The sequence below is a fragment of the Nostoc sp. genome, from assembly GCF_036918015.1.
Classification (GTDB): Bacteria; Cyanobacteriota; Cyanobacteriia; order Cyanobacteriales; family Nostocaceae; genus Nostoc.
In genome coordinates, this window is sequence record NZ_JBALEO010000034.1 from 116,176 (window position 1) to 137,218 (window position 21,043).

Genomic DNA, 21,043 nt, shown 5'->3' on the forward strand with positions numbered 1-21,043 from the left:
CTGTTCATGAGCGATCGCCCACTATGGCTGAAACAAACCATTCTGTTTTCTCAGGAGAAGGTGGCATTAAATTTCCGTTCGAGTCGTCTACTTGGTTCTGATAAGGTTTCATACCCCATCCCATAGCCAAACATTTTTGCCGAAGTTTGCGATAAGCAAGAGATAAGTTATCGCAAGGAACGTGAACTTCGTCTGACAACTTATCGGGGACTGCCATCGGATATTCAGACTCAACCACTCCCTTGTCTTCCATCACAACTTTGTAAGCTGCTCGCTGAAAGATACCATCGGCCCAAGGGAAAGTTAAAAAACTGCGAAACTGAATTCGCTTGGTAATAGTGGTGCGATCGTCAACAGGAACGTGGACAGTAAAATTAACCAGCTTGCCACGACCGAAGTCAACCACTAACCGAGTGATATTGGGCATATAAAAGCCTAGAGTCACCTTCACATTGGCTTTCAATGGGCGAAACACAAAGGCGAAAAGGTCTTTTGCTTTGGTGTAATCTCGGACATTAACATTGGCGTGACCCTCCCACTCCCCTACATTCAGCTCGTAATCTTCCATTTTTTGCTCTAATGCAAACCCATTCCCGAAGGACTTGGAATGAATAATAGATACGTGAGACATATCCATATCATTCTCTAGCGTGCGGGTGTAGTGAGCATTCAGTTCGTATTCAAAGAAAATTTTCTGTAGGCTTGGGTCTTCAAATTCTGGCAAGGGTGGGATTGGCGGACGTTCTTCTTCTGGTAAGTCTCCATAAAATAGCCAGATAAAACCGTATTTTTCCTGGATTGGATAGCTATCTACACGAGCATTCTTGGGAATAGGAATTCCGGGTTGATTAGCAGGAATATTAATACATTTTCCATCTGCTTGAAACTTCCAGGCATGATAGGGGCAATGGATACAATCATCTTTTACCCAACCGAGAGATAAGGCAGCACCACGATGGGGACACCGATCTTGGAGAGCTATCAGTTGTCCTTTAGCGTTACGGTAAAAGACTAATTTCTGATTTAATATCCGAACTTGCTTGGGCTTTGTAGTAACGGCGGCGCTAAACTCACAAGCGTACCAGAAGTTTTTTAACATACTTCCTTCCTGTTATTGCTATTAAGAATTATGGATTTTCTTAAGTTACGCTTTGAGCAATAACTTCTTCAACTTTTGCATGGACTGCAATACTTTCAAGTCTCATTTGAGCAACTTGGAAATGTTCCCGGTTCACTTGAGCAACATTGATGTTTTTTGCTGCTATCTCTACGGTGCTGATTGATAGGGAGGATGTTTCGGCAACAAAATTAGATTGCACCTCTCCTGTCTCTAGATTAAACAACTCTTGCAGAACTTGGAGGACAAGGCGTTGAGCTTCTACATCTCGCTGCGTCCGCAGTTGCACCATCGGTTCGTGGAGAATTTTGTTGATAATCCTTTGAGTTAAGGCTTCGACAGCTTCTTGATGTTTTTTAGCAAAATCAGACCCCATACGGGACAAAGCTTTTTCTAACTCTTGTTCGCGAATTTTTTCGAGTTTGTCCCGTAAACAGCTAATAATGGAAACGGTTTCTCGCGATCGCAACCAAGTTTGAAATGCGTCTAAATCCTCTTGGATTAATGCTTGCGCCTCTATTGCCATTTGCCGACGACTTTCTTGATTCTGGGCAACGACGGTTTTTAAATCATCAACATTAAACACCCGCACGTGAGGTAACTCATTAACGTCCGCATCAACGTTACGAGGCACTGAAATATCGACCAGCATCAAAGGCTGTTCGGGTTGCAATGCAGCTTTGAGTTTGGCTTTATCGAGTAAAGGTTCAACTGAAGCAGTGCTGGTAAAGACCAAATCCGCAGTTGCCACTAATGACATCAATTCAGCGAGGGGATAATATTGCACTCCAGCATCACTAAATTGATTCGCCAATTCCTCAGCTCGTTCGACGGAACGATTGACAATTGAAATTTGAGTTGCGCCTTTAGAGATTAGATGTTGCACCAGTCGCCGAGCCATGTTACCAGCGCCGACAATTGTCACTCGGCAAGCCGATAACTTCTCTACTTTGATTTGGGCTAATTCTACTGCCGCAGAGCTAACCGAAACCGCACCCGTACCGATTGATGTCTGCGTTCTAACCCGTTTTGCAGTGGTAACGGCTTGCTTGAACAACTGATTGAGGATGCGTTCGCCCTGATTGTATTGCTGAACCAGTTGGAAGGCGTGTTTGACTTGAGCTAGAATTTGCCCTTCTCCCAACACCAAGCTATCCAAACCGGAAGCAACTTGCATTAAATGCTTAACAGCATCTTGCTGTAGCAGAGTAAACAAGTATTGCTGCAAGTCTGCAAAAGGCAGTTTACTGTACTCGCAAAGAAACTCTGTCACCTCTTGAGCTGCCCGATCTATCTGGTTTACAACTACGTAAATTTCTAAACGATTACAAGTGCTAAGAATAGCAGCTTCTTGAATGTGAGAATATTTACACAGCTGGGCGATCGCGTTTTCAATTCGTTCTTCTGGAATACTCAGTTTTTCCCGAATTTCAACCGGAGCTGTTTTGTGACTAAGACCTACAAGTGCGATATTCATGTTTCCTCCTCTGAAGTTTGTCTTCTTCTAGAGCCTCGGTCAAGTAATATGGATGGTTCTAAACAAGATGATTGAGAAGTGACTTATACTGCGATCGCAGACTTAGTAGCAACATTCTCAACGAGTTGGTTTTTCTGTGGTGCGATCGCTGGATGGGCAATCTGTTCGTACTCAAAAAAGCCAGAGTTAAATATTCCTTTGGGATCGTACTTCCTTTTGATTTGATTAACTTTTGGCCAGTAATCGCCAAATTGGCTTTGCCACTGTTGAATAGTAAAATCTATCCAGCAAGTTAAATATCTTTTTCCGCCCATCTCTAAACTCAGGTTACTGAGCTTTTTCAATTCAGCCAATATTGGTTGAACTTGCGATTTCGGAATGCTGGGATAAATTCCAAACCCAATAATTAGTTCTTCCTCTTGCGGTAAACGAAACATGGGCATCGTGTTATTCCGGTTTACCAAGCAAAAGCAGCCCATTTGCGCTTTACTAATATCGAGAAAAGAAGGCAACTGTTTGAGAGCCGTTTCGATGTAATTTTTAGCTGATGAGGCGGGAAGAAAAACATCCATCCAAGGGTGAGCGATATCCTTACTATCTACTTGAATCATCGGTTCGATGAATTGTGCAAATCCCAAGTCTTCAGTATGGATATGACGGTAAAAATTTAAGCCAGCAAGGATTTCTTTGTCATCAATAGCGTCAAGAGAATTTGCTTCAACAGTAATCCGCAACGTGTAAAACCATTGAATCAAAGGTTGCATTATTCCTGTTGCTCTGGATACTCCTTGCAAACAGGGAACTGGGAAAGATACGAGATGATCGACCCTTTGTTCGGTTACTAAAACCCGTTTGTCATGCAAAAGAGCATCTAGGTTGTCATAGAACAACAAATACGTGCGGGTTTGGGAAGGGTAAACTTTGAGTTTGTGCTGAACTTGGGTAATAATTCCAAACTGACCGTAACCGCAAAGTACGTGATTAAAAAGTTCGCTGTTTTCTTCAGGCGAACACCAGAGAATATCACCTTCTGCGGTTACGACTTCTAAACCAAGACAATTATCAGCTTGATTTCCGTAACGAAAAGAGGCTGCACCTATACCACCCGCAGAATGAGTTCCTCCTACAGAAACACCAAAATAATTGGTTAATACGGGAGGAACTAAACCATCAGGAATACAAGTATCGATTACTTGATTCCAAGAAGTCCCCGCATCAGCTTTAAACCAGAGTTGCTCTTTTTGGATATCTCGAATTTTATCGAGATTCCTCATATTTAAAACGATTCCATCTTGGTTTAAAGACTGACCGCCTAACGAATGTCCCGCAGCGCGTGAAGAAACTATTAATCCTTTTTGAGTGGCATATTTGACAGTTTGGGCAATATCGTTAGCGTTTTGAGGAGTGACAACAACTTGAGGAGACTTTTGGAATATACCACCAAAATCTTCGGAAACTTCTGTCAAAATTTCTGAAGCGTTGCTAACTTCACCTGCAATCAAATGCTTGAGGTCTTGAACAATGCCATTCATAAAAGTTACGATCCTTTAGAAAGAGACGTTTTTAAAAGATTCATCCCAATCTGCAAGATTTTAGGAGTCAAGCGAATCAAATCGAGAATATGAGAGAACAAGCTCGGTGTTTTTTGTGGTTTTACTTCTACCCCTTTGGCAGGTCTTTCATACTTGAACATACAAACGCAGTCACCATCTGCCTGCTTGCTAATAATTGCGGCTTTCATCCCAGGAAATGCTCTCCTGGTTGCTTCTTGTTCCATCTCACAAATAACTCGACAAGGGCTTTCAAGTCCATATTCTTTGGCAATTGAAAGAACCGGGCAAACTCGTTGAATTTCTAGTGCAGCATCTTTTCCTTCTTGGGAAATATCTACGACTTGCATTTTGAAGCCCATGATCCGAAAGATCGGAATTGCATCAGTAAAGCCTTTGGCTATGGTGGTATTGTCAATGAAAGCACCCATGAACGCTTTTTGATGACCAGGGTAAGCTAACATCATTTGTTCAAAAGCTGCATCTTCTCCAATTTCATCTGACAGCTTTTTGTAGGCTGCAAATCGATTCCTAAACATACTCACTGCTTTGGAGGAATCCATTTGCATCACATCGTTCATGGTAATGTCGCCAATACCTATAACGTTATCCATTGCCAGTTCTCCGTGTTTGTTACTCATTTAAATTACCTAAAAAAACGAGCTAATCAATGGCTGATTGCTGCTAAATTTAAGACTGCGATCGCCAGAAACTTTTTTGCTCCTATAATCCTACGATTGACTTCAGGGATAGCACGTCCTTGGTGATTCAGGACTAGTATGAATTGAACTCCATAAGTATAGTAAAATGATCGTCAACGTTAGGTATCTGCTAGCAAACATACAGAGGAATACAATGTCAACTTCTTGCAACTGCTTGATGGAGAGAGAACTCAACCATTGAACTTGGAAAAACTTGCTAATTTCAGTTTTAAAGTTGGCGAATTTAGTTGAGTTAGACCAGCGAAATAGTTTGTTAATTTGTAGCAAAATACTTGTCGGCAATTTTTCCATAAACACCTTGTTACTTCCTATTTAGAGGCTATCTCTAAAGAAATTTAAAGAGTAAAAATTAGGGCGCTTATTATACCATTTCACTCAATTCTTGATACAAATTACTTTTCTTACTTTCCCTGGCTCAAGAGCCTACCCTGCTCAAGAACAGGTTGCCATCTGTATCAATCTTCAGGTGAAACGGTATTAGCCCTCTTTTTATCACTTTGGGAGAACCCAATCACTGAAAGCCTTTCAGAGCTTTAATCTCCAGGTTTTGGTTACAAATTTTAGTTCCTGTTAGAAAATAAACACTCAAAGCTTGACTCGATCAAAGTTTTGGAATCTTGCTTCGATTATTGTTTTCCGAGAGTAACAAAACAGGGTTAGGATTTGGGTAGCCAACATTTTTGATCGGCTGCTGTTTTCAAATCTGCTCTTGACCGTCTTTACACCCATTCCTGGGGATTTCTCAGTACCTCTAGAAGCTTTGCTTCTTGACTATCAGCCGTGGGTTGGTCATTATAGTTCCAAAAAGCTTCTCCAGGCATACAATTAAGAACACTTTGTGTACTCACGATGCCGCTTTCCAATCCGAATCGAACACCTCTGTCATGCAGTAGAATAAATTCGGCATAACGTCCGCGTCTGATGCGCTGCCAATATTTCTCCTGTTCCGTAAACTCCATATCCTTACGTTGTTTGACAATCGGAAAATAAGCAGGGATGAAAGCTTCAGAACAAGTTTTTACGAAGGAAAGTAAAGTTTCGACATCGGAATGTTGTAAATTGTCAAAGAAAATTCCACCTACACCTCTACACTCACTGCGATGAGGAAGATAAAAGTATTCATCACACCACTTTTTCAAGCGTGGATAGAGTTCTGGATCGTGGCGATCGCAAGCTGCTTTATGTACTTGATGAAAATGAACTGCGTCTTCTTCAAATAAGTAAATTGGTGTTAAATCACCTCCACCACCAAACCACCAAGAACCAGGTTCAGTGCCATCACCCAATTGGAAGTAGCGATAGTTAACGTGTGCTGTCGGTATCATTGGATTAGATCCATTAATGACAACACTGGTACTCGTAGCGAAGAAAGAAGTACCTTTTTGATCTGGCGTTATAGTTGTTGGGTCAGCCATCACAACATCCGATCCTCGGAAAGTCACACCAGGAGGTAACTCACCCTGCATCGATACGTAGTTGATACCTACTTTTTCAAATACATTCCCGTTCCGCAGCGACTTGTCGATATATATAGCACCATTACTGTTTTCACCTTGTACCCATTGGCCTCTTTCATCTCTTGTCCAGCGTTGTTCGTCAAGTTTACTTCCATCTATTTCCTCAATAGCTTGGCAAACATTATTGAACATATCTAGCAAAAAACTTTCAACTCTATTACTAATTGGTGGTTGCTTGACTGCTGGGTTTTCAAGAATTTGAACCATGACAACTGACCTCGTTGTGACTAAATAATTATTTGCAAAAAAGGAATTTTGGAATTTAGAAAAATTGGAAGTTGCTTCTCAACCTTTCATCTTGAGGTTTCATTGATTAAGTATGTTTGCTTTGTAGCAAAAGTCTGGGAAGGAAAGAGCTAGCATTTCGCGTTAATTACTTTTGGTTTTCGCGTTACCTAAGTCCTTTCGCTATCTATCTTTTTACTTTAGTCAGGTTTTTACTAGTGAAGATATAGAATTTTAAGAAAATTATAAAGAAAATATTAAAAACGTAACTGCCTAGTTAAGAGAAGAAAAATAGGATAACTTCAATAACTATAACCAGTCACACTTCAAATCAGTGTTTGATATTATTTTGACTTAACTAAAAAATAAGTTATTTTTAGCTAATATTTAACTTAAGCATAATCAATATCTCAGTCTTTAGATAGAAGACAGACTATTGTTGTAAATTATTGGTGTTTGTACTATTTTTTTAGCTTTTTCAAGATTCGAGACTTCCAGAAAATAAAATATACAGTTACTTGAAATGATAATCATTTTATTGAAGAAGAATTCAGAAGTCAGAATTCAGGAGTCAGAATGAAGACGCTCTCTACGTTCGCGCAGCGTGTCGCAGACAGACGCTACGCGTAGCTTGCTTCCCCGTAGGAGTACGCGGACTCGCTCGCGGTAGCGTCTCCAAGAGTTGCCATGCCGTTGGCGAAGCCTCTCGAAGAGAAGACTTTACGCTGCGCTATCCACTCTTTCGTTCAAAATTTATTCTGTTAGCGGTAGCGGGGCGTTTAGCCCATTCTGGCTCCTGACTCCTGAATTCTATTTCAGTAAACACTTTCTTTCCATACTCCCCATATTTCTTGAAAGTGCAGTAGGACATGGATTTTTTAGTTAAATGTATCCATAAAGTAAGTTTGACTGACTAACTTAACAACTGGATGCTTATCATTCCCAATCATAGTTTTAGTAAAATATAATGCTGTTTAAAGCCCATCAAAAATATTTTTATTATAATGATTCTCTACAATTCAGTTTCGGGTATTTTTTTTGAGCTTTAATCTTGGCAAGCCGCTTGAGGCAATACCCTAAATCATTTAACTTGACACGAATTGTTTCCGAAGTTGGTAATTCTTCATCATTATAACCAAAATTATCAATTAATTGCTGTCTAACTTCAGCAGCAGAAAGACTTATATACAGTTTTTGGCTTTTACCACTTGGGTCTATTTGGCTTTGTAAATCGACAATTTTTTTGATATCTTCTAAAAGATTTGGCAGTTTTACTTCTGCTTTATAACGCCCTCTACTTCGATAATTATCCACGCAAGTAATACTAGTAGTTAGCTCTTTAATTCCTTTACTAATAGTTACACGATTCCATCCTAACTCTCGCTCTGCTAGAGACTGTCCCCCATGTCCTAATGCCACAACTGTTTGTGCTATAAATTTACGTTTGTCCGCACCTTTTAATTGCTGTGCGGTTTCCTTCAACAACTTTTTCAGTGAATCCGTTAATTGTATTGACACCTCTATCTACCCAAAAATCAAATCATCATTAAATTTACTACAAAAAGGGGAGAGAGAGGCTACCAACGGCAATCTCTCCTGTTTTTATATAATGATTATCATTATTAAAATTGTATATTTTATTTTCTGGAAATTTCTTAAAATGCGTGCAGTGTTGTCACTACTAAATAACTTTTTTCTTAACTTCACTAGTCTTTACTGGTGAAAATTTTTAGAAAACTTACCCTAGATCACAAAGGACTTTTGAACTTTCGTTTTTTTTAACCTGGATGTATAAGGAGGAGCAAGAGTCATATACGGTGATTAAAGGTAGTATGCCGAAAGCGCTTAAGTTTCGGTTTAAAGCGCTCTGTGCACAATATGGATTAAAGATGAGTGAAGTCTTGGAAGTATTAATCAGCGAATGGGTAAAGGCTGATGGCCCAACTTCTTCTTTCATGACTAACACCTTAGATGAAGACCGAGACGATATCACGCATATCAAGGCATACATTCCCTCCTCCCTGAAGATACAATTTAAAGTTCTTTGTGCTCAAAGAGAGGTTATGCAACGCTTTATCCTCCACAACCTTATTCGTGAATGGGTAGAAACAACCCATGAAAATGAAAGAAACTTGCCATGAATCTATTATTCCGTTCAACTAACATCGACAAACCTAACAAGAGTAGCCAATTAAGTCTAAAGAGTAGTAATCCCTTTATCCAACTGATATTTAACAGGGACACTATATCTGAGACTCGCAAGCTTCTAGATAGAGCTATAGTATCTGCTGCCAAAGATACATTACCAAACTGCAAGCCACCTGCCTTAACTCCCTCCCATTGGATCTGGCAACTTGCCGCTTCCTACCATTTAACTCACCATACTGCGCTATTAATGGAAGAAGCAGCTGGGCGCTTTGCTGGATTGGGACGCTGGAGTTTAGCACAGTGGGCAGCACAGAAAGCTCGTGAAGAACAAGGTCACGATCGCCTCGCCTTGCTTGATATTCAATCGATGGGATATGATGCCGAAGCTGTAGTCAAAGCACTCCTCCCTCCGACTGCTATGGCTTTGCTGAGTTACTTCACTCAGAGCGTACAAGCAGCAGATCCAATTGGTTGCGTTGGGTATTGCTATACAATGGAACGTCTAGCAATGAATATCAAAGCAGAGCATATCCAACAGGTGGAAGCGATACTACCACCTAATACCTATGCTAATCGCTGCCTGCGAATGCACAGTTGTTTAGGTAGTGACGTAAAGCACGTGGATGAGACAGTTAAAATAGTGGCGGCACTAAGTTCAGAGGAGCGCACTAACATAACTGTTGCCTGCTATGAAACTGCACTGTTGTACTTCGGCTCGCTTAAGGAGAAGTATATATCAGAAGTGGAATTACAGCAGGTATTGAATCAGTTGAGGTTAGATCCTTGTAGTCAGAATAATTCTATTCCTCAATACATTTGCTAGTGCAGAGAGCGCTGAACAATGATTAATTTGTTGGCGTTGCAGAGAAAGGGAATGATTTAGCAAATTATAAAATCTCTCCGTCTGCTTCCCCTGTACAAGAACTGCCTCAGAATAGCTTGCTACAATTCATCCACTTGTTGTGGAATGCCAATTTGTTTAACCAATTCTTAATCACATACTTGAAACAACCTGAGGAAAATACAATGAACGTCGCAATCACAAGCATTGGGCAGCAACTTTTTGGCTGGAAATCTTTTAAATACTTCTTGAAGCACAACTTCGATACTTGGTTTCAAGTTCCGAATGACGACGAAATTGAACTGGAAGACTTTTTGAAAAATCAATTCGACCAAGGACTATTTTTTAATATTCCTTCCTCTTTCTAAGCTTTCGTGAGAGGTTAAGATAAAGCGTATTTTGTCAATCAGTCAAAATACTCTCTAGTCCTCAGTAGAGCGAAAATAGCGATCGCTTGGGCGCGGGCACTCCGCGCCATCACTCAATTATTAAAGCAAATAATAAGGTTAGAAAGACGCGATAAATCGCCGTCTCTACAGGAAACTTATCCGTCAATTAGTTCTTGACAGACTACTAGATGTTAACGCAATATTTACAGCTTTTTAACCTCTCTTTATACAACCATAGCTATATTGCGATTGGTAAGTTTTACTGAATTTCTGTAACTTTCACAGAAACAATTGTAGTTGATTTAAACAAATAAATAGTAACAAATGAAGAAGTCTGATTTTCTCAGGGCTATTCTAACTATTGCTGTACCAACAGCAATATCTTTCACTCTGCTTAATTATCTACAAAAGCCACTAACAGCCCAAACCTCAAGCGTTCATCTAAGAATGGGCAATCCTAGTAATGCTGGCAGTAGTTACAGTAATCTTTTGTTGAGCAAATCTCAATACGCAGTTTCTTACAATTGCTATAGAGGGACACCAAATTGGGTAAGTTGGCAGCTAAACACATCATGGCTAGGAAGCGCACCTCGCCAAGATGATTTTCGTGCAGATACTACATTACCTTCAAGCTGCTACCGAGTCACTTCTTCCGATTACACTGGTAGCGGTTTTGATAGGGGACACATGACTGCTTCAGCAGATAGGACAAATACAGTTACCAATAACTCTGCTACTTTTTTAATGACGAATATAATTCCTCAGTCACCTGATAATAATCAGGGGCCTTGGGCTGCACTAGAAAACTATTCTAGAGACTTAGTAAACCAGGGGAAAGAACTCTATATTATTTCGGGTTCCTATGGCACTGGTGGAACTGGATCGAATGGAACAAAAAACACAATTGCTAATGGTAACGTTACAGTTCCGACTAGAACATGGAAGGTTATTGTAGTATTAAATTCATCAAATTCTGATGCTAGCAGCGTCACTACTAACACAAGAGTAATTGCAGTGAATATGCCTAATTCGCAGGGAATTAGAAATAATAGCTGGACAAGCTACAGAGTTAGTGTTGATTCCATTGAAACAAACACTGGTTATAATTTGCTCTCTAATGTTTCTTCGTCTGTTCAAAGTGTGATTGAGTCTAGAGTTGACAATTTGTAAGGATACTTACTTCACTTAAAACTTAAAGCCTGTCTGTAAATTATAGACAGGCTAGTACCGCAAGGCGGAATTAAAAATTAAAAATTAAAATAGCGTAAGCATTTCATTGGTTTTGAATGGGTGGTTTATTTACGCCGTGCTGTACTATAGCGGTTCTCAGTTGAGTGAGATACAAGAACCCCACCCCCAACCCCCTCCCCGCAAGCGAGGAGGGGACTATGATGTAGCTCATGTGATTAGTAAACGCTATAGTGATTAGTTAGGTTTCTACAACTTTTGTCGAAATTCCGCCTAAATCTTTATCTGGAGTTTTACCAACAATATAGACATCAATACTTATCGTACCTATGCGATAAACCTTGATATTAGTGAGGCGATCTCTTAGTGTTTTGACAAGTGATTTAAACTTTAGCACATTTTGTTTTTGTATTTCATCGTGCCATTCTTTTTCTTGGGCACAGTTACGAAAAAAATAATCTAGTTCTACTTCTTCAACTGATGTTTCTTGAGGATGTCCTGTTAACTGGAGAAGTTTTTGAGCGGTCATTGGTTCTTGCGCTTGATTAGACCACAAAAAAGCTTCAAAAGGATACTCTGATTCACTTATCATTAACAAACCATCGGAGGCTTGTTTAAGTTTTTCCGTAATCTCGTTAGTCATAAAATTTATTTATGGTTATGAGCATTGATTTTTGAGTTTGCCAATCAGAGAATTAAGATTAATTTGGGTAGGCCAACCTTAAGGAAGATTTCCAGAATTATATCCTCTGTCTTTCAATCCTTATTTGCAATTAGATAACTGGTTAGAGTAGCAAAATCAAAGCATACCTTGATTTAGTAATCAGTGCGATCGCTAGATATGATTTTCAAAATGCTTTAATACGAATACTTTGTTTTACAAACAGCTTGGCGGCTAAAAAAAGTCTAGTTTTCAATACTGTTTTGTATTACAAATCACATATTTTTTAGCAAATATTATGTATGCAATCGGATTGTTTCGCTTTCCAGCAAAAAACCCGTCTTCTGAAATGCCTTGGTAAATCAGATTTATTTGCTACTTTTGATGATACATTGCTCACTTAGTCAAAAAAATTTAATCCAGATGATAAATATTATTCTATATACCCTATAATTCTCATAATCACGGTATCCATGTAGAAATACCGTAGATTTAGGGGTGATTCTAATGAGCAAGTCGCAACAATCGATACAATTAAGTAAATTCCTGAGTGAGGGAATGCAGGCTTATGCCATGAAAGCTTTGCGGACTATACAACTATCGTATCAACATACAGTTAGAAGTTGGTTGAATGGCCGCAGTATCCAAAGCTTTGTAAGTCTGTTTTTAATAAGTATTTTTTTGAGTATAGCAGTTGCCTCCTGTTCTGGAAGCAGTTCAGCTAGCAAAAATGATGTTAAGTTAAAACTCGTTTCATTCTCTGTCACCAAAGCCGCACATGACCAGATAATTCCCAAATTTATCGAAAAGTGGAAGCAAGAACACAACCAAAATGTCACATTTGAGCAAAGTTATGGTGGTTCTGGCGCTCAAGCGGCTGCTGTGATTGACGGTTCGCAAGAAGCAGATATAGTACACTTGGCACTTCCCCTCGATGTCAGCAAAATTGCTCTTGCAGGTTTGATTAAATCAGGTTGGGAAACCAAAGCACCGAGAAGTGGTATTGTGAGTAGATCGGTTGCTGCGATCGTTACTCGCGAAGGCAACCCAAAAGGCATTCAGACTTGGGCAGACTTGGCAAAAGATGGCGTGAAAGTGATTGCTGCTAACCCAAAAACTTCTGGTATTGCTATCTGGGAATTCTTAGCTTTCTGGGGTTCGGTAACTCTAACAGGTGGTGATGAAGCGACAGCGTTAGATTATGTCACCAAAGTTTATAAAAATACCCCGACTCTAACAAAAGATGCCCGTGAGGCTAGCGATTTGTTCTTCCAAAAAGGTGAGGGAGATGTCTTAATCAACTACGAAAATGAGGTGATTTTGGCGGGTAAAAATGGGACGAAGTTGCCTTATGTTGTCCCCCAAGTCAATATTTCCATTGACAATCCTGTAGCGATAGTTGATAAAAACGTCGATAAACACAGTACAAGAGAAGTTGCACAAGCATTTGTTGATTTTCTTTACTCCACAGAAGCTCAACGGGAATTTGCAAAATTACAATATCGTCCTGTTAACCCCACCGTTACCCAAGAAGTAGCATCACAATATCCGCCAATTAAAACTTTATTCACATCTCAAGATTTAGGTGGTTGGGATATTATTCAGAACAAGTTTTTTGGAGATGGGGCAATTTTTGATAAAATTCAAGCTGCGAACAAAGCATGATAAAAGATATATCATGCTGCATTCTCTACATTTTGCAGTTAGCCAAGCATAAGTAATTCTCAGCCACTTTATCTCAATGGATAATTTATGAGCTTTTGTAACCGATTTCAAAATAGTTTTTTCTTAACATCTTTAATGCTTCTTGCCAGCAGTATCACTGCTTGTAACAGCGGACAGGAATTGAAAAGTCAAGTAAGTATTGACGGTGCTGCTGTAGGTTTTCCTGTTTCTTTAGCAGTTGCAGAAGAGTATGGCAAAGGGAAACCTGAAGCTAAAGTTAGTGTCGCCTCAAGTGGTACTGGTGGTGGTTTCAGTAAATTTTGTAATGGCGATATTGATATAGCTGGTGCTTCTCGTACCATTCGAGATGAAGAAATCAAAAAATGTAAAAGTAAGAATATTGAATTTGTCGAGTTACCTGTAGCTTTAGATGGTATAGCCGTAATTGCTAACCGTAAAAATAACTTCGCCAAATGTCTCACTATTAAGGAACTGGGCAAAATTTGGGGCGCAAAATCAGACGGTAAAATCTTGACTTGGAATCAAGTTAATCCCAAATTCCCTAACGAAAAACTGAAGCTTTATGCTCCTGCTTCTGATACTGGAACCTTTGATTATATGACTCAAGCTGTGACTGGCAAAGCCAAGAATGGCCGTACAGATTATACCCCTAGTCACAATCAAAATCTCCTAGTACAAGGTGTTTCAGGTGATGTATCAGCCTTGGGTTATGTTGGAATATCTTACTACATTCAAAACCAAGATAAACTCAATTTAGTTGCTGTAGAAAGTCCTACAGGAAAGTGTGAAAAGCCAGTTCCTGTAGATAATGTCATCAAAAATATCTACACACCTTTGTCTCGTCCTCTATTTCTCTATGTCAGTAAAAAGTCTTTAGATAACAAGCCAGCAGTTAAAGAATTTGTAGATTTTTATCTAGAAAATTCTTGGAAATGGGTAGATAGTGTTGGTTATGTGGCACTACCTGATGAAGCTTATGTCAAAGTCAAACAAAAATTTGCTACTGGTGAAACGGGGACAAAATTCAAAAAAGCAAAACCAGGTGAACCAATTACAAACTTTATTTAAATAAAGTTCCAGCTATTGTAGTCTGAGTGTAGTTAAAAAATTAACTGTTTATGCAAAATCTCAATTCTCAAGACGATCCTTATCTATTATCCAGACAATCATTGGATAAAAATGCATCTGAAGATATTTCTGAAAAGATTGTTGGGGTAATTTTATTTGCTTGTGCTTTAGTTTCGGTTTTGACGACTTTTGGGATTGTCCTAATTATCTTTCAAGAGACATTTGGTTTTTTCCAAGAAGTCTCCTTTGCTCAATTCTTTCTTGATACTAAATGGACTCCTTTATTTGCAGATAGACATTTTGGCGTTTGGCCCTTGATTAATGGCACTTTCTTAACGACAGCCATTGCGATGGCAGTTGCTATTCCTTTGGGGTTATCTTCTGCTATTTATTTAAGTGAGTATGCTCAACCAAAAGTAGCAGCAGTTTTACGTCCAGCAGTGGAACTTTTAGCGGGAATACCAACAGTAGTATATGGTTACTTTGCTCTATTGTTTGTCACACCTTTGCTACGAAATTTTATCCCTGTGGAAATATTCAACGCTTTGAGTGCAGGATTAATGATGGGAGTAATGATTACTCCTACTGTTGGTTCTATCAGCTTAGATGCTATTAAAGCAGTTCCACGCTCTTTACGAGAAGGCTCTTATGCTTTAGGTATCACGAAACTGGAAACCATTTTTAAAGTAGTTCTACCAGCCGCGCTTTCTGGAATCATTGCCTCAATTATATTGGGTATTTCTCGCGCTGTGGGTGAAACAATGACTGTTCTCATCGCCGCCGGACTACAGCCAAAGCTGACTGTTAATTTTGCCGAATCAATAGAAACAATGACAGCTTACATGGCACAAATTTCTGGAGGAGATAGTCCGCGTGGTAGTCTCAATTTCAAAACCTTATATGCTGTAGGTGCTGTTCTGTTTCTCATCACCCTAGCTTTGAATATTGTGAGTTACTTGATTGCAAATCGCTTTAAAGAAAAATACGATTAATAAGTATGGCTACAAGTTATCAACCAAATAGTTCTCTAGATTCTACGACAGAATTTACTGATAATGTTGAAAGTAGAGAGACATTAGGAAAAGTATTTGAAGTAATTTTTTTGTTAGGATTACTGATTGGTTTATTTATCCTAGCATTGCTACTTTTTGATATTTTTAAAGACGGATTAGGTAGATTTTTGTCACCCGGCTTTCTGACCGAAACTCCTTCTCGTTTTGCTGACCAAGGTGGCATTCGTCCTGCAATTATCAGCAGTGTTCTTTTGGGAACTATTGTGATTTTGGTTACTGTTCCTATTGGTGTCGGAGCAGCTTTATATTTAGAAGAGTATGCACCTAAAGCTTGGTGGACAGCGATTATTGAGATTAATATCAGTAATCTCGCGGGTGTACCTTCTATTGTTTATGGATTGCTGGGTTTAGGAGTTTTCAATTATCTGCTTGGGTTTGGCCCCGCTTTGATTTCTGGTGCATTGACTTTATCTTTGTTGTCTTTGCCAGTAATTATTGTCACCTCTAGAGAAGCAATTCGCGCCGTCCCAGATTCTTTGAGAAATGCTTCTTATGGATTAGGTGTTACCAAATGGCGAACTATCAGCAGTCACGTCATACCCTATGCTATTCCCGGTATTTTGACAGGAGTGATTATCTCTGTATCTCGTGCCATTGGTGATGCAGCCTCTCTAATTGTTGTCGGTGCTGTGGGTTTTCTCACTTTTGACCCTGGTTTGTTCCAGAGATTTATGGCATTACCCATTCAAATTTACAGTTACATCACTCGTCCTGAACCGGGTTTTGCTGGTGCAGCAGCCGCGACAATTATTGCGTTGTTGCTCTTGATTTTAGCTTTAAATGGTGTTGCAATTTATATCCGGCAACGCTTCTCAATCCGTTAGGTAATTAAATATCTAATTAGATACATTCACAGATTATTTGGAGAATAGCCACATGACTTATAGCAATAGTAGAAGTCAATCAGATAGCGCCACAATTGAACAAGGTAATAGCGTTTTCAATGTTGAAGGTGTGAAGGTCTTCTATGGAGGATTTTTAGCACTTTTAGATGTCTATCTAAAGATTCCTGATAAACAAATTATTGCTTTTATTGGGCCTTCAGGATGTGGTAAAAGTACCTTACTGCGTTGCTTCAATCGGATGAATGATTTAATCCCTGGAGCTAAGGTAGAGGGTAGACTAAATTATCGCGATCGCAATATTTACGATCCCAAGATAAACTCTGTAAAATTACGCCGCCAAGTCGGAATGGTTTTTCAAAGACCAAATCCTTTCCCCAAGTCAATATACGAAAATATTTCCTTTGGGCCCCGTGCTAATGGTTACAAAGGTAACGTTGATGAATTGGTGGAAGATTCTCTCAGACGCGCTGCTATCTGGGATGAAGTCAAAGACAAACTCAAAGAGAAGGGAACTGCATTATCTGGCGGACAACAGCAACGGCTTTGTATTGCCCGTGCGATCGCCATGAAGCCAGATGTATTATTAATGGATGAACCATGTTCTGCTCTCGACCCGATTTCTAGCCGCCAAGTAGAAGAACTCTGCTTAGAACTCAAAGAGCAATACACCATTATTATGGTGACACACAATATGCAGCAAGCTTCGAGAGTGGCAGATTTCACAGCTTTCTTCAATACAGAAATTGACGAGTATGGCAAACGTCGGGGCAAATTAGTCGAGTTTAATCCGACAGCGCAAATGTTTAGTTCTCCTCAAACTAAAGAAGCTGAAGATTATATTAGTGGGCGCTTCGGTTAAAGAGGCATCACACCATAAGGGGAAAAGTATAGCGGTTCTCGGTTGGATGCATTAGAGTTTTCACCTCTCTCCAAACCTCTCTCCTACAAGGCTACGGTGTACACACAAGTGTTAGTGCAGTGTATCTATCCCGCCTCGGAATAAATTTCGAGTCTCATAGCGAAAGTCTTCTTTTAGATGACTAAACAAGAAATTTAGTTCAGTCCACGCTTAGTGGACTTTAGCTATCAGCCCGGAACTAAAGTTTCGGGCGTGATATTTGCTCAGTGTGCGACTTTCACTTGAACAGAAATATTGTGTGGGTAGGATTTTTAGAGATGTGTGTACACCGTAGCCTACAAGGAGAGAGGCTTTGAGTCTTAATAACGATGAATAAACTAATAATTTATTTAAATAGTTCCATTGTAAATACTGCCATCTGGCATGATAATTCTACAAAAAATAGAATCTTTAACCATCTCCTGAATAAACTCAATCTCAGCACCAGTCAAGTCAGCATTAGTCAAATTTACACCCCGCATCACAACGTTTTGCAGACAAGCGTTAGTTAACTTGGCATCGGTCAAATCAGCACCATCAAGGTTAGCGTATCTGAGATCAGCACTAGTACAGGTCGGCGGAAATAAACAGACCATATTGGTGGGAGAATAAATAATCAGGATAAAAGCCGTTTTGTAGGGACAGATGGAGGAATCACGGTGTGGCTAGATTAGCTCCTAAAATATTAAATTTAAGCTATTTCACCTTAGCGCGGAAGCGGACAAAACCATAAGAATTAGCTGGTGTGCCAGATCCAGTGGCTGCGGGTAGATTAGGAAAACTTGGGACTGTAATATTGACCACTACTGCTCCATTAGTGTTAGTACCACAGTATGATGGTGTACTTGAGTCATTAGCTGTATAAAAATACCCGCGATCGCTATCTCCGACATTCGTCAGATAAAGCGTAGGTGTATTAGAACCAATAGCTAGAGCAATTCCTCGATCTGCTCCTGGTAAGCCACCATCATTAGGAGTCATACCATTAAAAGCAGTAGGAATCAAACTAACATTAGTGGGAACTAAGTCGCAGAATTTCACATTAGTTGCATTACCAAGACCATTGGAAAGGAAATATATCGTGTATTCCAATTCATCTCCCGGTTTGACAGTGCCAGCATTAATTAATCCTCGCAAGTAGCCAACAGGCCATTTAGGATCGCTATCATCAGTAGCATAAGGTTCTGGTACATAGTTACTGGCATTAGTAGCAACGTCACTGCGACCATCCACAATATCAGTTAAATCTTGGTTATTAAGGCGGGTGATGCGTTTAATTAATAGCAATTTAGGGTTAGAACTAATAATATTTAATACTGTAAATAAAGTGGGGTCATCATCTGCTGTACTGGCAGGATTATTACCAGTATTTACACCATTATCAGTAATTTGTAAGAACGAATTACCAAGAGTAGGTGGATTATTAGTAGCACCAGCAGAGTCTGCATCCGTCAACACCGTGCCAACAGTTCCTGTAGGATTATCAGGTGTGTTAAAAGTCGCATTTGCTTGGTTACTAATTGGATTACCGCCATTGGCATTATTAATTGTGGCAGTAATTTTAATGGTAATCGTATCACCTACACGGAGAGTTCCAGAATTTGTCACAGCAACAACACCAGCGCCGTTATAACTGGGATTGATTGTGATATTATTTCCTGAAGTTGCAGCAGTAATTGCCGCACTCATAAAGGTTAACTGTGAGGGCAATAAGTCGTTAATGACAAAGTTAATTGCATCGCTATTACCTGGATTCAGGTTGGAATAAGTGATGGTATATTCGATGCGATCGCCTACAGTCACTGTTCCACTACTATCATCATCTGCGAGGAAGCGAACAGATTTGGTTCCGATGACATTTGCTTGAGTGTTAGTAGTAATTACTAAGGGAGTAAGGATTGCTTGACTTGGGAAATATGTCCAAGTATCTATTCCCTTAAAGTCACCATAATTACTACTAAACTCATGTTTTCCTAACGCACTATTAATCCCTCTAGCAGCATTACGCGGGCTAGTAGCTCCCGTACCATTTAAGTTAATCGCCGTACCATTGGCAGTAGTATAATTGTTGTCGTTGTAATAAACGGTCGTCGATCCAATCTGCTGGCCATTTTGATCTACAAGGGTAGGAAAAGCAGCAGGAGGATTTTCCATTGTGATTTTAAACCCCAGCGGATTATTCTCAGCATCCAACATGGGAAAGTGATATTCACCCGAACGTGTTGTGATTATGGCATTGTATGGTGCATTTCCTGCTAGAGGTTGGAGATTTGTCCCATTTGCATCCTTTCCATTCCAAAGCACCACATTTGAGCCGACAGACAGCACATTTTGTATTACTCGATCGCTACTAGGGTCAAAAATGCCATCATTATTGGTGTCAATAATTATTTGATAGCTACCAGTTGAGACAGCATTGAAGCTAAAATTGCCTCCCACACCCACAGAAGTTTGGTTCCCACTACCTCCATTACCCCCAGTGAATTTGAACGAAGTCGGTACTGTGGGAATCGTCGCTGCAATAGGAATACTCAAAGAATTGAGGGTTGCCGTGTCGGGTCGATTGAAGAAAACTAGGTGGGTAATGTCTGTTGTAGTATCAGAAACATTTGGATTTTGAACTTGCAGATTGCCGGGAAAGATCAAACTATTATTAGGAGCGCTGCCAGTAGAATGGTAAAGAGTGCTGTTATTTGTTGTATCAATATATCCCCGGTTATTAGCAAAAAAGATGAAGCCAAAAGGATCGACTCCATTCATGTCAGTCTCGTAACGATACCCATCTTTGGTTTGAATATAAAGCTTAGAGTTGAGTGCTACGGCATTTGCCCCCATATTCATCGCGATATAGTTAGTAAATACCCGCCCTTTTTTGGCAACACCGTTACTATCTCGAACTGTGATATCCCAAGCAGCTACCCCTGAAAGTTGAGTACCATCTGTAGGAAATGCCGCCGTTGCAACTTTTGGCGGCGGATTATTGTTTGTAGCACCAGTTTTATCAGGAGAATGAAATTCAACTTCGTAAATACCTGTTTCTGTAGCGACGAAACTACAAGGGGTATAGCCACCACTATTAGGTAAAGGGCCAGCCGTTTCTTTGGCAACAGTGTCAATAAAACCAAAACCAGTCGCTAGAACATTACAAGAGCCATTTTGAGTACCAAAGGGACTGCGGTAAACAATATCTTGTGGATCTGAAAAACTAGTAGGCGCACTAGAGCCAAGATTAACTGTTTCTCCTTGTTGAACATAAACTTTGAGTACAGTTTTCCGAACAATACCTGCCAGTAGTAAATCTGACCATTCCAGGTAAGGTCTGTATCCGCCATCAGAAACTAACTCTTTGCTGCCTTCAGCCCAGCTAGGTTGGATACTATTTCCGAAAATACATAAAAAAAAGCCCAAGCTACTGAGCCATAGTTTTTGACGGCTAATTGTTAATGGCTTTTCCAGAGTTTTTTTTACTGGATTGTCCACAGTCAGAGAAAATTTCTCATTTTCATCAATATTTATTGTGGCGATCGCTCTTAATTTCTTAAGTAAATATTTCATCATTTAGTTCCAATAAAAATACATAATATGTGAGTAATGATATTGAGTTTATAAATATATAAATACCAGCATGAGAATTGAAA

The 21,043-nt window shown here is 39.7% G+C and carries 17 protein-coding genes and 1 pseudogene; 9 read left to right on the top strand and 9 right to left on the bottom strand.

Going from position 1 to position 21,043, the window contains the following annotated elements:
• Nucleotides 1-4: 4 nt before the first annotated feature.
• The 6 genes and pseudogenes from V7K61_RS08380 to V7K61_RS08405 form a co-directional block, all read right to left on the bottom strand.
• Complete coding sequence (locus tag V7K61_RS08380; RefSeq protein ID WP_335052645.1) at nt 5-1,099, bottom strand: aromatic ring-hydroxylating dioxygenase subunit alpha; 1,095 nt, start codon at nt 1,097-1,099, stop codon at nt 5-7.
• A gap of 40 nt (nt 1,100-1,139) precedes the next feature.
• Nucleotides 1,140-2,594, bottom strand: coding sequence for a glutamyl-tRNA reductase (locus V7K61_RS08385; RefSeq protein WP_335052647.1), 1,455 nt, complete (start codon nt 2,592-2,594; stop codon nt 1,140-1,142).
• 83 nt (nt 2,595-2,677) lie between these two features.
• Entirely contained in the window at nt 2,678-4,126 is a 1,449-nt protein-coding gene (locus V7K61_RS08390) for an FAD-binding protein (RefSeq protein ID WP_335052649.1), read from the bottom strand.
• Nucleotides 4,127-4,131: 5 nt separating this feature from the next.
• Nucleotides 4,132-4,785, bottom strand: coding sequence for an L-2-amino-thiazoline-4-carboxylic acid hydrolase (locus tag V7K61_RS08395; RefSeq protein WP_334716584.1), 654 nt, complete (start codon nt 4,783-4,785; stop codon nt 4,132-4,134).
• Between the two features lie 800 nt (nt 4,786-5,585).
• Nucleotides 5,586-6,590 (bottom strand): oxygen-dependent coproporphyrinogen oxidase, encoded by a 1,005-nt coding sequence (hemF, locus tag V7K61_RS08400; RefSeq protein ID WP_335052652.1) that lies wholly within the window; start codon nt 6,588-6,590, stop codon nt 5,586-5,588.
• A 1,041-nt stretch (nt 6,591-7,631) separates the two neighbouring features.
• A pseudogene (locus V7K61_RS08405) lies at nt 7,632-8,120 on the bottom strand (hypothetical protein); the annotation flags it as partial.
• A gap of 320 nt (nt 8,121-8,440) precedes the next feature.
• On the opposite strand from V7K61_RS08405, the gene V7K61_RS08410 reads away from it, so the two are divergent.
• The 4 genes from V7K61_RS08410 to V7K61_RS08425 all read left to right on the top strand — a co-directional run bounded on the left by V7K61_RS08410 (nt 8,441) and on the right by V7K61_RS08425 (nt 11,156).
• Entirely contained in the window at nt 8,441-8,749 is a 309-nt protein-coding gene (locus tag V7K61_RS08410) for a hypothetical protein (RefSeq protein ID WP_335052654.1), read from the top strand.
• Entirely contained in the window at nt 8,746-9,579 is an 834-nt protein-coding gene (locus tag V7K61_RS08415) for a hypothetical protein (protein WP_335052656.1), read from the top strand. Before V7K61_RS08410 ends, V7K61_RS08415 begins: the two co-directional genes overlap by 4 nt.
• A 203-nt stretch (nt 9,580-9,782) precedes the next feature.
• A complete protein-coding gene (locus V7K61_RS08420; RefSeq protein WP_335052658.1) occupies nt 9,783-9,965 on the top strand; it encodes a hypothetical protein in 183 nt (60 codons plus the stop codon).
• Nucleotides 9,966-10,310: 345 nt separating this feature from the next.
• Nucleotides 10,311-11,156 carry a DNA/RNA non-specific endonuclease gene (locus V7K61_RS08425; RefSeq protein ID WP_335052660.1) on the top strand — a complete coding sequence of 282 codons (846 nt, stop codon included), beginning with the start codon at nt 10,311-10,313 and terminating at the stop codon, nt 11,154-11,156.
• Between the two features lie 259 nt (nt 11,157-11,415).
• Here the strand turns inward: V7K61_RS08425 and V7K61_RS08430 are convergent, their stop codons facing one another.
• Nucleotides 11,416-11,817 (bottom strand): nuclease A inhibitor family protein, encoded by a 402-nt coding sequence (locus V7K61_RS08430; RefSeq protein WP_335052662.1) that lies wholly within the window; start codon nt 11,815-11,817, stop codon nt 11,416-11,418.
• 525 nt (nt 11,818-12,342) lie between these two features.
• On the opposite strand from V7K61_RS08430, the gene V7K61_RS08435 reads away from it, so the two are divergent.
• From V7K61_RS08435 to pstB, 5 genes are all read left to right on the top strand, one after another.
• Complete coding sequence (locus V7K61_RS08435; protein WP_335052664.1) at nt 12,343-13,500, top strand: sulfate ABC transporter substrate-binding protein; 1,158 nt, start codon at nt 12,343-12,345, stop codon at nt 13,498-13,500.
• 87 nt (nt 13,501-13,587) lie between these two features.
• On the top strand, nt 13,588-14,589 hold the full coding sequence (locus V7K61_RS08440) for a PstS family phosphate ABC transporter substrate-binding protein (protein WP_335052666.1): 1,002 nt from the start codon (nt 13,588-13,590) through the stop codon (nt 14,587-14,589).
• Nucleotides 14,590-14,639: 50 nt separating this feature from the next.
• Nucleotides 14,640-15,581, top strand: a complete 942-nt coding sequence (gene pstC, locus V7K61_RS08445) for a phosphate ABC transporter permease subunit PstC (protein WP_335052668.1) — start codon at nt 14,640-14,642, stop codon at nt 15,579-15,581.
• 5 nt (nt 15,582-15,586) lie between these two features.
• On the top strand, nt 15,587-16,486 hold the full coding sequence (gene pstA, locus V7K61_RS08450) for a phosphate ABC transporter permease PstA (protein WP_335052670.1): 900 nt from the start codon (nt 15,587-15,589) through the stop codon (nt 16,484-16,486).
• Nucleotides 16,487-16,538: 52 nt separating this feature from the next.
• Nucleotides 16,539-17,366 carry a phosphate ABC transporter ATP-binding protein PstB gene (gene pstB, locus V7K61_RS08455; RefSeq protein ID WP_335052672.1) on the top strand — a complete coding sequence of 276 codons (828 nt, stop codon included), beginning with the start codon at nt 16,539-16,541 and terminating at the stop codon, nt 17,364-17,366.
• Nucleotides 17,367-17,755: 389 nt separating this feature from the next.
• On the opposite strand, the gene V7K61_RS08460 is transcribed toward pstB, so the two are convergent.
• Together V7K61_RS08460 and V7K61_RS08465 are read right to left on the bottom strand one after the other, a co-directional pair.
• On the bottom strand, nt 17,756-18,001 hold the full coding sequence (locus tag V7K61_RS08460) for a pentapeptide repeat-containing protein (RefSeq protein WP_335052674.1): 246 nt from the start codon (nt 17,999-18,001) through the stop codon (nt 17,756-17,758).
• A gap of 100 nt (nt 18,002-18,101) precedes the next feature.
• Nucleotides 18,102-20,963 (bottom strand): isopeptide-forming domain-containing fimbrial protein, encoded by a 2,862-nt coding sequence (locus tag V7K61_RS08465; protein WP_335052676.1) that lies wholly within the window; start codon nt 20,961-20,963, stop codon nt 18,102-18,104.
• Nucleotides 20,964-21,043 lie beyond the last annotated feature (80 nt).